This is a genomic window from Celeribacter sp. SCSIO 80788, from assembly GCF_051054295.1.
In the GTDB taxonomy this organism is placed as follows: Bacteria; Pseudomonadota; Alphaproteobacteria; order Rhodobacterales; family Rhodobacteraceae; genus Celeribacter.
The window spans coordinates 1,463,485-1,476,735 of record NZ_CP150482.1 but is presented as its reverse complement, the minus strand read 5'-3'; the positions used below and the strand labels follow the sequence as shown (position 1 = coordinate 1,476,735).

The following is a 13,251-nucleotide window of genomic DNA, read 5'->3' as shown; positions in this document are numbered from 1 at the left end:
AGAAAAACAGATGATCACCCGTGCTGAACTCACTGAAAAAATCATCGCTCACAAAGTCTTCAACGACATCAAATGGGCCGATGTGGCCGCCGCCGTCGGCCAGTCGAAAGAATGGACCACCGCCGCGCTGATGGGGCAAATCTCGCTCACGAAAGAGCAGATCGCCAAGGTCGATAACGCCATGGGGATCAACTTCTCGGACGAGGAAGTCGCCCTTCTGATGACCGTGCCGTATCGCGGTTCCCTGCCGACCGCCGTTCCGACCGATCCGCTGATCTATCGCCTCTACGAGGTGGTGAACGTCTACGGCACCACGATGAAAGCGCTGATCGAAGAGGAATTCGGCGACGGCATCATGTCGGCCATCGACTTCACCATGGACATCTCTCGCACCGCAGACCCGAAGGGCGACCGTGTGAAGATCGTGCTCGACGGTAAATTCCTGCCCTACAAAATGTACTGAGTGTTGCGGGGCGCGGGGTTTCCTCGCGCCCGCATTCTATCTGAGGAAACACTATGACGCATATCGCCGTGATCGGTGCGGGGCAGGCCGGGTCTGCGCTGGCCGCCAAACTGCGCGCTTTGGGCTACGAGGGGCAATTGACACTCATCGGCGCGGAACCTGTGCCGCCCTATCAACGCCCGCCCTTGTCCAAGAAATATATGTCCGGCGAGATGGAATTGGATCGTCTTTTCCTGCGGCCTGAGAGTTTTTACGAAGAGCAGAGGATTGAGCTTGTGACCGGCACGCGGGTGACGGGCATTGATCCTGAGGCGATGGTGATCACGCTTGCGGACGGGACCGAAATGCCGGTCGATCAGATCGCGCTGACCACCGGGGCCGATCCGATTTGTCTGCCACCTGCCATGGGCGGCGGGGATGGGGTTTACACCATGCGCTCGCTCGCGGATGCGGATGCGATGGCGCATGAATTTACCCCCGGTCGGCGCGTGTTGATTGTGGGCGGCGGCTATATCGGGCTTGAGGCGGCGGCGGTGGCAGCGCTCAAAGGTCTTCAGGTCACGCTGGTCGAAATGGCGCCGCGCATTCTGGCGCGGGTGGCCTCGGAAGAGACCGCTGACTGGATCAAAACCATGCACGGATCGCACGGTGTGGATATTCGGGAGGGCTGTGGCCTTCAGGGACTGAGCAAAAGCGCCGCGAGCTTCTCTGCGACCCTGTCCGACGGCACAGCCTTGGACGTCGATTTCGTGATCTGCGGCATCGGCGTGCGGCCCGGAACGGCGCTGGCGGAGAGGACGGGGGTCGAGATCGACAACGGCATCAAAGTGGACGAGTTTGGCCGAACCTCGCACCCCAAGATTTTTGCGGCGGGCGATTGCGCCTCCTTCCCGTGGAAGAGCGCGCGCATCCGGTTGGAGAGCGTGCCGCACGCCATCGAACAGGCGGAGGCGACGGCGGCCAGCATGCTGGGCCAAGGTGCGCCCTATGTGGCGAAACCGTGGTTCTGGTCGGATCAATATGACGTCAAACTGCAAATCGCCGGGTTGAATACGGGCTTTGACGATGTGGTGGTGCGCCCCGGCGACAAACCGGGGACGCAAAGTCATTGGTATTTCAAAGGGGCGGAACTGCTCGCGGTCGATGCGATGAACGACCCGCGCGCCTATATGCAGGGCAAGCGCTGGATCGAGGCCGGACAATCGCCGGAGAAAGCCGCCTTGGCGGACACCGGCGTGCCTCTGAAATCCGTGCCGGTGATGAGCGTGGCAACCGCCTGACTGAAGAGCCGGGCGGGGTCAAACCTCGCCCGAATGCACCAGATCGTCGTAGATCTTTTCTAGCTCGGCTTTGTGTTCTGCTTCCTCCTTGGCGAGAAAGACAAACGCGTCTTTCAGCGGACCGTCGGGCGCGGTTTCGGCCAGTTCGGTATATTGCTCCATCGCCGCATTCTCGCGCCAGAGCGCATATTGCAACACAGCCTGATCGTCCGGCGCTTCGCCCAGATCGGGGGTGTGCACGCAATCGGAGAATTTGGTGTCGGCACTCGGACGGTCGATCTTTTGCGACATCACCTCCGAGACTTGCGGATCGTTGGCGAGCTTGGTGAAGAGATCGACGTGGCCCTGTTCCTCCTCGGCCAGTTCCTCAACCAGCCAGCGGAAATTTTTCGACACTTTCGGGGCGAGCGCGGTGTAGAAATCGCGTGCCACGATCTCGAATTGCGTGGCCGTGGTCATGATCTCGCGCACGGTGGTCACGTCGCGCAGCTTTTCCTTGTTGGCTTCACTCATTGCACGGTCCTCCCGGCTTGCAAATAAAGGTTAATGCTGGCGGCGATCCGGTGCCCGTCGGCCACCGCGTTGATCACGTCCTGCCCGTTGACCGCATCGCCCCCGGCCCAGAGCCACGGCTCCGACGTGCGGCCCGCTGCATCGGTTTTCAGAGAACCGCGGTTCCATTCCAGCGCTTCGGTCAGCGCCTCGCCCAGAAGCGAGACATCGGCCTGCTGGCCCGTGGCCTCGACGACCATGCCCGCAGGGAGGATGACATTGTCCTGCTCATAGCTCGGATCGAACCGGCCTTTTTCGTCCCAGCCGGGCACCACGCGCCATGTCCGCAAGCCGTTGACACAACCGGCATTCTCGCCATCCTCATGCAGGGTCATCTCCTGCGGCGCGCGCAGTTCGATAATCTCGACGCCTTCTTCCAGCGCTTCTTCGATCTCTTCGGGATCGGCGCGGAACATGGAGATGTCTTTGCGGGCACAGACCGTGGTGCCGACCTGACCGTATTTCTGTTTCTGCAACCGTGCCATGGTGCGGGCGATGTCCATCGCCACGTTCCCGGCGCCGATGATCACGGCTTGTTCGGGGACAGGGATTTCCTTGCCCTCGGTCACACGGCGCAACAGGTCGATGGCGTTTTCCGCCCCCGGCGCGTCACAGCCCGGAATGCGGGTTGAACGGCTGGATTGCAGACCGATGGCCATGACCACCGCATCGTAATCGCGTTTGAGATCGTCCATCGAGATGTCGGTGCCGACGCGGGTATGCGTGCGGATTTCGACGCCCATTTCACGGATGACCGCAATGTCGCGGTCCAACGCATCATAGGGCAGGCGGTATTCCGGGATGCCGTGACGCATCATGCCGCCGGGTTCATCGAGCGCCTCGAAGACCACGACCTTATGCCCGGAACGTGCCAGATCGTAAGCGGCGGTCAGACCACCGGGCCCCGCACCGATCACCGCCACCGATTGACCGCTTTCCGGCACATCGGGTTTCTTGATCAGCTCAAGCCGGTGCTCCAGCGGCACCTCGTCGATGATATGGCGTTTGAGCCAGCGGATGGCGATCGGATCACCCTCATGCACCGCGGCGCAGGTTTCCTCGCATTTATGGGTACAAACGCGGCCACAAACCTCCGAGAACGGGTTGGTTTCATAGAGAAGTTCCACGCCCCGGTCGTAATCCCCGTCGCGCACGGCGGCGATGTAATTGGGGATGTCCATATGGGCCGGGCAGGTGGAGACGCAGAGCCCGCATTCGACGCAGCGGTCGGCTTCGGCCATGGCCTCGGCGCGCTCGTAACCGTGGATCATCTCGGCGAAGCTGTCGATCCGCACTTCGGGCTCCATGGTCGGCATGTCGATGCGCTCGACTCCCGTCAGATGGCGGATATTGTCTTCGCGGTGATAGCCTTTTTCCGCATCGTCCCAGGATGTCTTGTCGACCCCGGGGATGAATCGGAAGGCGTTCGGGTCGCTGTCCACCCATGTGTATGCGTTCGACATGGTGAGCGAGCCAGTCATGCAGACATCGACGCAGAGCGCGCACCAGCAACAGCGGCCATAGTCGATCATCGGTCTCAGTCCGCTGTCGCCGTTTTTGGGGTCGGAGACCGGCACCATGTCGATGGCGGCGTTCTGACAGATCGCCTCGCAGGAGCCGCATCCGATGCAGCTGTCCATGTCGTTCTGGTGAAAGCCCCGGTAGCGGTCGGCGGCTTCGCGGGTGAACGGGTCCTTGATGGTGACCGGGTCGCCGATCACGTGTTTCCACGCGGTGAAGGGGGAGAGTGCGTCACGCAATGACATGTCGGGTTACCTCTCGATCTCGGGCGGATAGGTGTGCAACGACACCATGAGGGCCGCGACGTCGGAAATATTGGTGCCGGGGATCAGGTGCTCCAAAAGCGCCATGGCATGGGTGTAGCTCGGGCCCCGGACATTGATCCGGCGCGGATAGCCGGAGCCGTCGGTCACCAGATAATAGCCGAATTCGCCACGCGAGCTTTCGCCCTTGATATAGGTCTCGCCGCGCGGGATTTTCCAATGCAGCACATTCGGCAGCTTGCTCATTACCGGGCCGGTTTTGGGCATTTTTTCAAGGATTTGCCGGATGAGGCGAATGCTTTCATGCAGGTCTCTATAGCGCACCATGGTGCGGGCGTAGATGTCGGATTTCGTCTCCGTGTGGACGGTGAAATCGAGCTGATCATAGACAAGGTAAGGACTGTCTTTGCGCACGTCTTTCGCGATGCCGCCAGCGCGGGCGTTGGGGCCGGTGACGCCGTAGCGCTCGAACAGAGCCGGGTCGATCACGCCGACGCCCTGTGTCCGGGTTTTGAACACGGAGCTGTGGAACATAAGCTTCTCGGAATCCGCGAGGTATTTCTCGGCGATCTGAAGCACCTCTTCCATCCGGGCCTCAAAGCCCTCGGGCAGATGCCCGCGCACGCCGCCCGGCAGGATGAACATGTGATAGACCCGCGCGCCGGTGAGTTCCTCGAACCGATCCAGCATCAGGTCGCGCACATAGGTCAGCCATTGCCCGACAACGCCAAGACCCAGCGCGCCGGAAATGCCGCCCATGGCCATCATGTAGCTGTTGAAGCGGCCCATTTCGAGGATGAGCGTGCGGCTCCAGTTGGCCAGCTCCGGCACTTCGATGCCCGCCAGTTCTTCGACGGCGGCGGCATAGCAATATTCGTTGAAATCCGGCTCCGGTACACAGACGCGGCAGACGATGGGGAAGACCTGAATGAAGGTCCGCCGTTCCATCAGTTTTTCAAAACCCCGGTGCAGATAGCCGACATGGGTTTTGCCCTCCACGACCTCATCGCCGCAGACGGTGAGTTCGACCGACATATTGCCGGTGATGCCCGGGTGGTTCGGCCCGTGCCAGAGCTTGAGATATTTGCCGGTCTCAAGATCGATCTCCAGCTTGCCGTCCGGGCCGGGCTGGGGATATTGCGAGCGGTCGGGTTGGAAGGAAAACATCACTCGGCCTCCTTCAGATAAGTCGGGTAAAGCGCTTTCTTCATGTGATCGCGCGGATCATGGGTCTTGCGGCCGGGCAGGTCGTTATAGGTCTGCTGGCTATAGGCGAGACTGTCGAAATCGCGCCGGTAGGGGGGCAGATCGGTCCAGCCCTCCAGGATGAATTCTTCGTCGACGCGCGGCGAGCCGGGGAAGTCGATGCCGAACATCTCGTTCAACTCACGCTGATAGGTGGCCGCCGTCGGCCAGAGATCGTGGATCGTGTCGCCCGTGGTGGCGCCCGGCTCGTCCTCGCGTTCCAACATGACCCGAAGGCCCAGCGTCAGATTGGCTTCGCGGTTGTTGATCAGATAGGTGAGCTGAAACAGCCGCTCTTCCAGCCAGTCGACGGCGGTCAGAAGCGTCAGATGGGTGAAGCCCTCGACATCGCGCAGTTCCGTGAGAATGGCACGCAGCTCATCGCGTTTCACGGTCACGAAACACAGATCGTCGCGCTGGAACGTCGGCGTTCCGAAATGGTAGCGATCTTTGAGGCGGTATAGAATATCTCTCATCGTGCTCACCAATTGTAATCCGGCATGTCCCAGTCCTTGATCACGGCCTTTTGGTTGGCCTTGTAGCGATCGAAGTTCTCGGCATAGTCATTCGCGCCCTCGGCCTTGCCGGAGCGGATGCGTTTTTTCAATTCCATGAACCCATGCAGCAAAGCCTCCGGCCGGGGCATGCAGCCCGCGACATACATGTCGACAGGCAGGTAATCGTCGAGCCGTTTGATCGTGTTGTAGCTGTCCCAATACATGCCGCCGTTGATCGTGCAGGAGCCAAGCCCCATGACGTATTTCGGCTGCGGCATCTGCTCATAGGCGCGGATCGCGCGTTTGAGGGTTTTGACTGAGAGATAGCCGGAGATCACCAGAAGGTTGGCTTGACGCGGTGTGGGCCGCCATTGAATGCCATAGCGATAGGCATCGAAGCGCGGCGTCATCAGCGGGCGCATTTCAATCGCGCCGCAGCCGGTGCCAAAGCCCAGAATCCAGAGCGAATTGGACCGCGCCCAGTTGTAGAAATCCTCAACGATTTTCGAATAGGCTTTCGGATGCACTTTCGGTCGCGCGTCACAGAAGTAATCGCGCAAAGGTTCGATCTCGATGGTCTGACCGTCGGGGGTGGTGACCGTGCGGGGTTTCAACTCCTCGCGCATCGGGACGGGGTCGGTGTTCTTGCGGAACTTGTCGTCTACGTCTTTCATGTGTTTACACCACCAGAATGGCGAGGACGCCGATGGGCAGCCCCCATTTGAGGAAGAAACGGATGCTCTGTTCGACCCTGAACCGCGGGTGAACGACGCCGATCACGACCGAGACCATGTAGAGGCAGAACACCTTGATCGCGAACTCGGCCCAGCTTGTGGCCCCGCCGAAGAACAGGTTCATGTAAATGACCGCCTTGGCGACCGGAAAGAGCGCGCGGTTGGTCTGCATCAGGGCCAGATAGGAGGAATGATATTCGGTCGGCGGGCCGATGGGGATTTCCTGCGGCGCCATCGCGACATCAAAGGGCGAACGCATCATCGTGCCGACAAAGGCGATCATCGCGGCGACCGTGGCAATTGGGTTGGTGAATAGCGTCCAGTTGAAGATGGAGCCCTGTTGGGCGGCCACGATTTGGGTGATGTCGAGGGTCTGATATTGCAGCGAGAGCGCATAGACGCCCAAGGCCAGTGGCAGTTCGGCCATGGTGACTTGTGCGAGGCCCCGCGAGACGCCGATGGCCGAATGCGGATGGCCGCTTTCGCCCGCGCCCAAAGCCATGCCCAGAGTGCCGAAGAACACGAAATAGAGCGCAAGGATCAGATCGCCCGCATAGGAGAAATTCTGATGCCATTCGGAGCCGTAGATCGTCGGCACGAAGAGCAAAAGCCCGATGCCGCCGGTAAAGCGAAAGACCGGCCCGAGGTAATACATCACGCCATGGGAGATCTTGGACCGGAGCGCGATGTTCTTGAGCAAATCGACATAGTTCTGCCAGACCGGGATGCCATAGCGCCCGCCGACCCGCGCGCCGATTTTGCGCACCACGGCGGTCATCACCATGCCGTAGTTGATCACGATGAAGAGCGTCAAAAGCGCATAGGCGATCTGAACCCATTGGAAATTCGGGAAGTCGATCATGACGAGGCTCCCATGCTGATCAGGTAGACGGCGATGACGAACAGGAGAAGCTGCACCGCATAGGTTTGGCCGTTGCCTGTATAGAATTTACGGCTGAATTCGGCGGTGCCATGGAGCGCGTTCGAAACCCCCGTCCAGAAACTTGTCGAGACCGGCGCTTCCAAGAACCCCATGGCCTTGCGGTAAGGCGCGAAGAAGTTCCAGGCGAAATGCGTGGTTTCCGGCCGGAACGGGCGCTCTGCCGAGAAGACGATGTTGAACTGACCTACGCGCTGGGCGTTGTGGTTCATCCAGATCAACAGGCCCAGAAAGGAGAAGAACACCACGATGATCACGCCCCAAATCGCCACCGGGTTCCATGTGCCGAATTGGCTGTCGATGATCCGCCCCGTCCAGACCAAGGGCCGGTCGCCGAAGAGCGTGCCGATATAGCCATCGACGCGCTGGAGGATCATGCCGGGCAGGGCGGCGAATGCGATCAGGAAGGCCACGAAAATCATCTGCGGCAGGAGGATCCAGAACGGCGCCTCTTTTACGGTGCGCAGCTCGTCCTTCGGCTGGCCGAGGAAAATCGTGTGGATCAGACGGAAGAGATAGAGAAAGCCCACGGGACCCGCCATGAAGATCAGGATCATCGGCAAGCGCAGGTCGGTGGTCATGATCGCATTGTAGAACAGCCAGCGCCCGCCAAAGCCCGACAGCGGCGGCACGCCGGACATGGCGATGATGCCGACAAGCACGGAGACAAAGCTATAGGGCATGAGCGTGATCAGACCGCCCATTTTGTACATGAGCTTGGTGTGGGTGCGTTCTTTCACGCCGCCGACGGCGAGGAACAGCATGCTCTTATAGACGAAATGGTTGATCGCGAACATCATCGCCAAGAGCCAGCCAAGATGGTTCATCAGCGCCAGACCAAAGACCGCATAGCCCATCTGGGAGATCGAGCTATAGGCCAGAAGCCGTTTGGCGTCTTCCTGAAAGGCCGCCAGAACCGCGCCGATGAAGGCGGAGATCGCGCCGAGCCAGACGAGCACGACGGTCAGGTCGATGCCGTAAAGCCGTTGGTGGCCCATTTCCATCAGGAGAATGAAAAGCCCGAAGAGACCGGCCTTGAGCAAGATGCCGGAAACCATCGGCGAGACGTCGGTTTCGGCCTCGGCATGGGCGCCCGGCAGCCAGATGTGCAGCCCCATGGTGGCGGTTTTCGTCAGGAACCCGATCGCTAGCAGGACAAACACATAGGGCGCGATCTCGGGGGCGACCTCGGAAAGGGCCGCAATCGGGATCACGAACTGGCCTTCGGCGGCGACGGCAAAGCTCGCAAGCAGGGCAAAGGCGCCGCCCAAGGAGAAGGTGATGTAGGAGAGCGCATGGGGTTCGCTGTCAGCCCCGCGCAGGATCAGGAAATAGGAGCCGACGGTGAGGAATTCCCACGCCGCGAAGAACTGGAAACTCGACTGAGCCGTCACCAAAAGCGCCATGCCGGCAAACATCAGCATCGCCGGGGTATAAAACCCCATGCGGCGGCCTTTGGCATGGAAGGACGCGAGCAACAAAAGCGCGCCGCCCAGAACCATGATCGTCAGGAAAATGAGCCGCAGCGGGTCCAACCCGTCTTTCGAGAGAAAGAACCAGATCACCAGACCGGCGATGGCGAGGACGTTTTTCACCTTGGCCGGAAGGATGTCGAGCGGCAGGAACAGAAGTGCAAAGAGGAGGGGCACAAGGGTCACGAGATTGTCGAGCCCGGAAATCCCGCCCCAGACAAAGCTCAAACCCCAACCCGCCGTCATCGCGATCAGAACGACCGTCTCATGGCTGAGATTATAGGCGAGCGGGCGGATGGCATCGCGTTTGATCGCCATGCCGAACCAGCGAAACAACACGGCGGCCTCGATCAGCGCGGCGATCAGGAAAATCCCGATCAGCGGGTAATCGGCATAATCCGCCATGGCATGCACAAGCGTCCATTTGGCGTAGAAAGCCGGGAAGGGCGGCAGGCCCGCGAGCATGGCGACGAAGGTGGCGAAGGCCACGACCAGAACCGGGTTCTGCCGCAGCGCCGCCCAATCGGAGAGATGTCGCGCTTTGACCAGCCCCGACAGCCAAAACAGCCCGGCCTTGGCAATCGCATGCGAGATCAACAGCCCGCCCGCGACATAATAAAGCCCCACGCCCCAGTCAGAACCATAGCCCAGGACCATGAGCACAAGCCCGATCTGGCCGACGGAGGAATAGCCCAGAAGGCGGCGGTCGTGATCCTGAGCCAGCGCAAGGACATTCGCGCCGACGAAGGTCACAAGACCGATGCCGGTTGCAAGCGGCGCCCAATCGGGACCGGCGGCTTCGAAAAGTTTCAAAACGGCAAAGAGCGTGGCCGTGCCGGAGGCGGCGGAGAACAGCGCGGAGAAACCGGGATGGGCGGATTCGTAGATGTCCAGGGCCCAGCCATTGGCGGGGAAGGGTTTGAGTTCGAGGACCAGCGCGATCAGAACGAGGAACATCGCCAGCGAAGCCCCGGTGAAGCCCATCGGTGTGGCGGCGATGTCGTCGATGTTGAGCGATCCATTGGCATGATAGGTAAAGATCACGCCGACGAGCAGCAGGATCGAGATGACCTGCGACACGATCAGATATTTGAACCCGGCCCCCAGCGCGCGGGTGTCCTGCGACAGCAAAACCAGCCCGGCGGAGGCGATGACGATCAGCTCGATGAAGACGAAAAGGTTGAACAGATCGCGCGTCATGATCAGACCCGAGAGCGCCATGATCAGCACCAGCAGCACCGCCATGGACTGCCGCCCGAGCCGCATCAGATCGCGACGCATGAAGACGGCAGACAGAAGCCCGGTGAGGGCAACAACGGAGGCAAGGGTTGCCTCCGGCAGGCCCATGCGCAGATTGATCGCAAAGGGCGGGCGAGCGCCTGCGGTATAGATGTCAACGGGTTGCGCCTGTCCGAGTGCCAGAGAGACGGTCCAGGACAGGGCCACGAAGCTCATGAAGCCAAGGGCGGCCACGGTGATGTGAAAGGCCATGCGCTCAGAGGTGTTGCGCAGAAGCCCGAGGAGGAAGGCCGCGCCTAGGCCAGCCGCGAGGATCAGAAGAGGGCTTACCATTTCAGCTCCGTAAACTCAGAGATGTCGAGGCTGCCGCGGGCGCGGAACAGCCGGTAGGCATAGGCGAGCATCAGGGCGGTGACGCCGAGGCCGATGACGATGGCGGTGAGGACCAAGGCCTGCGGGACCGGGTCGGTGATGCGGCCTGCGGCCTCCGGGACGGGGATGGTGTCGAGGATCGGGGCCTCGCGTCCGGGCAGGTAGCCGACGGCCACCAGCACCACGTTGACGCCGGTGTCGGCGATGGTGAAGCTGACGATCATGCGGAGGATGTCGCGGTTCGTCAAAGCGCCGTAAAGCCCGAGAAGAATGAGTAAAAATCCGGTCGCAAGGGAGAGTTGAACGAGGCTCATTGCGCGTCCTCCGTGTCGATGAGCGAGGTCAGGATGGAGGAAAACTCCGCCCCCACTTTCAGCCCGATCAGGGCATAGATCAGCGGGATGGCCCCGGCCGAAAGGATCGAACCGAAGCTGCCCAAAGGCAGGATGCGGTTGTCGAGAAAGCCTCCGGCGAAGAGCATGCCGAGAAGGCCGATGATCACATAGGTGAGGCCCGCGGAGCTTTCGATCCGGGAGATCAGCCGGTGCGAGAAACGCTGGGCCGGGTCGGACAAAAGCATCAAAAGCATGGCCGAGGCCACGATCGCGCCGCCCTGAAAGCCGCCGCCGGGGGTCAGATGGCCGTTGAGGAAGACGTAAGCGCCAAACAGCAGGATGACGGGCACAAGCATCCGCGTGCCGGTCATGAGCAATTCGCCAGAGGGCAGAAAACCGGAACCGGAGCGGCCTTTCGGCGCTTTCGAATGCGCCAGAACAAGCCCGACGATGGCGGCGGTCAGGAACAGAACCGTGACCTCGCCCAGCGTATCGAGCCCGCGATAGGTGACGATGATCGCCGTCACCACGTTCTGCGCTCCGGTCGCGGCGACGGTTTGGGTGGCGTAATAGCTGGCGGTGCGGTTGAGGCTTTCGTCCGGCGTATAGCCTGCGAAGAGCGTGTAAAACACGGTGCCCAAGAGGAGCAAAAGCACAAGCGGGATGGCTTTTCTTGTGGTGAAACCGGTCATTTCGCGCCCTCCCGGCGGATGCGCCCCAGAACGAAGAAGAAGAGGAAGGTGGTCAGGCCCGAGCCGATGGCGGCCTCTGTCATGGCCACATCGGGGGCCGCGAGAAGCAGGAAGATCACCGAGGCAAAGAGCGACACGAGGCCTGCGGCGAGCACGGCAACCACGGTCGAACGGGTGAAAAGCGCGATGACGGCCGCGCCGAGGCTGGCGACGGCCAGAAGGGCAGCTATGAAGGTCAGAAGCGTCATGCCAGATCCTCCGCATCGTCCGCGAGCGCGTCTTTGGAGGCCACGGGCGCGACACCGGCGCGATGCGCGGCGCGGGCCAGAACCTGCGAGCTCAGCGGGTTGGTGAACATGAGAAACAACATGATCAGCAGAAGCTTGACGGACCACGCGGGGGCGATGAGCGCCGCGCCCAGAAGCACCAGAAGCGTGCCCAGAGTGGTCGCTTTGGTGCCGGCCTGAATGCGGTTGTAGACATCGGGCATGCGGACGAGGCCCAGACCGCCCAGGGCCAGAAACAGGGTGCCGCCCAAGAAAACCAGCGCGCCCAATGTGTCGAGAAAGCCGGAGAGGATCATTCTTCGCCTCCTTCCAGATAGCGGGCGGCGATAATGACGCCGAGGAAGGACAGGAGCGCATAGACCAGCGCCACATCGAGATAGATCGACCGGCCCGTGATCAGCGCCGCCAAAACGATGCCGGTGACGGAAATGATGGTGAGCGCGTCAAAGGCGACGACCCGGTCGGTGGCACGGGGGCCTTTGACGAACCGCCATGCGGCGAGACAAAAGGCCACGGCAGCGACGAAGGCCGCCAGTGTCAGGAGGATGTCAGCCATACATTTTCTCCAGATAACGTTCGAAACTCGAGACAATTTCTACCGTGGCGGCGTCAACATCGGTGTCTTTCGCGACGACCCAATGGACGTAAAGGTGATCGTCCTCGATCTCGCAGGTCAGCGTGCCCGGCGTCAGCGTGATCGCATTGGCGAGCAAAAGCCGTCCGACCGGATCGGTGAGCCTGGTGCGAACCTTCACGATGGCGGGGGCGATGGGGAGCGACGGGGTGAGGACCAGCCGGGCAAGTGTCAGATTGGCCTTCACCAGTTCCTTGAGGAAAGTGCCGATGAACAGAACCGCCGCGCCGATCCCGGCGGGCGTCAGGTTGAAGCCGGAGAGAAAGGACAGATCGCGGGCGAAGAAGATTGCGATGACCCCCGCGACGATCACGCCAGTGACAAGGGTCGCGGGGGAGAGGGAGCCGTTCAGCATCAGCCAGAACAGCAGAAGCGTCGCGAAAAGCCGTGTCGCCAGCCGTCTGAGCGGCGGGGTGGTCGGGCCCGGTAGGGAAATGTCCGTGTCGCTCATGAAAGCGGCCTCCGAATGGGGCAAACCTTCTCCACCCGGTGTCGCGGGGCTGCGACCGGTGCGATCCGAAAACATGGCGTGTTGCAGACAGACCATGACGTGGGAGGAGTGTTCGCGCTGTCCTGCGGCGGTTAGACCACATATTCAAAGGGGTTAATTTGACTTCGGACAAAGAAATGCGGTTTTTTGCCCCCGGAGAGGTGTTTTCGGCCGGTTTTTTCGCTCTGCCTGTCGGCATCGGTTTTCATGGGCGTCGGGATCGCTTAGGAAAAAT

The 13,251-nt window shown here is 61.0% G+C and carries 15 protein-coding genes; 2 read left to right on the top strand and 13 right to left on the bottom strand.

The window, feature by feature from the left end; translation table 11 throughout:
- Window positions 1-10: 10 nt before the first annotated feature.
- A complete protein-coding gene (gene cynS, locus V1471_RS07455) occupies window positions 11-463 on the top strand; it encodes a cyanase (RefSeq protein ID WP_434287717.1) in 453 nt (150 codons plus the stop codon).
- A 53-nt stretch (window positions 464-516) separates the two neighbouring features.
- The gene (locus V1471_RS07450) at window positions 517-1,743 is read left to right on the top strand and encodes an NAD(P)/FAD-dependent oxidoreductase (RefSeq protein WP_434287716.1); all 1,227 of its coding nucleotides are present in this window, start codon (window positions 517-519) and stop codon (window positions 1,741-1,743) included.
- Between the two features lie 18 nt (window positions 1,744-1,761).
- Here V1471_RS07450 and V1471_RS07445 read toward each other — a convergent pair whose 3' ends face one another.
- The 13 genes from V1471_RS07445 to V1471_RS07385 are packed head-to-tail and all read right to left on the bottom strand — an operon-like array spanning window position 1,762 to window position 12,977.
- Window positions 1,762-2,256, bottom strand: a complete 495-nt coding sequence (locus V1471_RS07445; protein WP_434287715.1) for a ferritin family protein — start codon at window positions 2,254-2,256, stop codon at window positions 1,762-1,764.
- The gene (locus V1471_RS07440) at window positions 2,253-4,061 is read right to left on the bottom strand and encodes an FAD-dependent oxidoreductase (protein WP_434287714.1); all 1,809 of its coding nucleotides are present in this window, start codon (window positions 4,059-4,061) and stop codon (window positions 2,253-2,255) included. Before V1471_RS07440 ends, V1471_RS07445 begins: the two co-directional genes overlap by 4 nt.
- 6 nt (window positions 4,062-4,067) lie before the next feature.
- Window positions 4,068-5,246: an NADH-quinone oxidoreductase subunit D gene (locus V1471_RS07435; RefSeq protein ID WP_434287713.1), complete on the bottom strand. Its 1,179-nt coding sequence runs from the start codon at window positions 5,244-5,246 to the stop codon at window positions 4,068-4,070.
- Window positions 5,246-5,800, bottom strand: coding sequence for an NADH-quinone oxidoreductase subunit C (locus V1471_RS07430; RefSeq protein WP_434287712.1), 555 nt, complete (start codon window positions 5,798-5,800; stop codon window positions 5,246-5,248). The genes V1471_RS07435 and V1471_RS07430 overlap by 1 nt, the downstream gene beginning before the upstream one ends.
- A 5-nt stretch (window positions 5,801-5,805) precedes the next feature.
- Complete coding sequence (locus tag V1471_RS07425) at window positions 5,806-6,495, bottom strand: NADH-quinone oxidoreductase subunit B (RefSeq protein WP_434287711.1); 690 nt, start codon at window positions 6,493-6,495, stop codon at window positions 5,806-5,808.
- 4 nt (window positions 6,496-6,499) lie between these two features.
- Complete coding sequence (locus V1471_RS07420; RefSeq protein ID WP_434287710.1) at window positions 6,500-7,417, bottom strand: respiratory chain complex I subunit 1 family protein; 918 nt, start codon at window positions 7,415-7,417, stop codon at window positions 6,500-6,502.
- Window positions 7,414-10,539 carry a proton-conducting transporter transmembrane domain-containing protein gene (locus V1471_RS07415; protein ID WP_434287709.1) on the bottom strand — a complete coding sequence of 1,042 codons (3,126 nt, stop codon included), beginning with the start codon at window positions 10,537-10,539 and terminating at the stop codon, window positions 7,414-7,416. The genes V1471_RS07420 and V1471_RS07415 overlap by 4 nt, the downstream gene beginning before the upstream one ends.
- Entirely contained in the window at window positions 10,533-10,892 is a 360-nt protein-coding gene (locus V1471_RS07410) for a sodium:proton antiporter (RefSeq protein ID WP_434287708.1), read from the bottom strand. The genes V1471_RS07415 and V1471_RS07410 overlap by 7 nt, the downstream gene beginning before the upstream one ends.
- On the bottom strand, window positions 10,889-11,605 hold the full coding sequence (mbhE, locus tag V1471_RS07405; protein ID WP_434287707.1) for a hydrogen gas-evolving membrane-bound hydrogenase subunit E: 717 nt from the start codon (window positions 11,603-11,605) through the stop codon (window positions 10,889-10,891). Before mbhE ends, V1471_RS07410 begins: the two co-directional genes overlap by 4 nt.
- The gene (locus tag V1471_RS07400; RefSeq protein WP_434287706.1) at window positions 11,602-11,853 is read right to left on the bottom strand and encodes a hydrogenase subunit MbhD domain-containing protein; all 252 of its coding nucleotides are present in this window, start codon (window positions 11,851-11,853) and stop codon (window positions 11,602-11,604) included. Before V1471_RS07400 ends, mbhE begins: the two co-directional genes overlap by 4 nt.
- A complete protein-coding gene (mnhG, locus tag V1471_RS07395; protein WP_434287705.1) occupies window positions 11,850-12,188 on the bottom strand; it encodes a monovalent cation/H(+) antiporter subunit G in 339 nt (112 codons plus the stop codon). Before mnhG ends, V1471_RS07400 begins: the two co-directional genes overlap by 4 nt.
- On the bottom strand, window positions 12,185-12,448 hold the full coding sequence (locus V1471_RS07390) for a monovalent cation/H+ antiporter complex subunit F (RefSeq protein WP_434287704.1): 264 nt from the start codon (window positions 12,446-12,448) through the stop codon (window positions 12,185-12,187). The genes mnhG and V1471_RS07390 overlap by 4 nt, the downstream gene beginning before the upstream one ends.
- Window positions 12,441-12,977, bottom strand: a complete 537-nt coding sequence (locus V1471_RS07385) for a Na+/H+ antiporter subunit E (RefSeq protein WP_434287703.1) — start codon at window positions 12,975-12,977, stop codon at window positions 12,441-12,443. Before V1471_RS07385 ends, V1471_RS07390 begins: the two co-directional genes overlap by 8 nt.
- Between the last annotated feature and the right edge of the window lie 274 nt (window positions 12,978-13,251).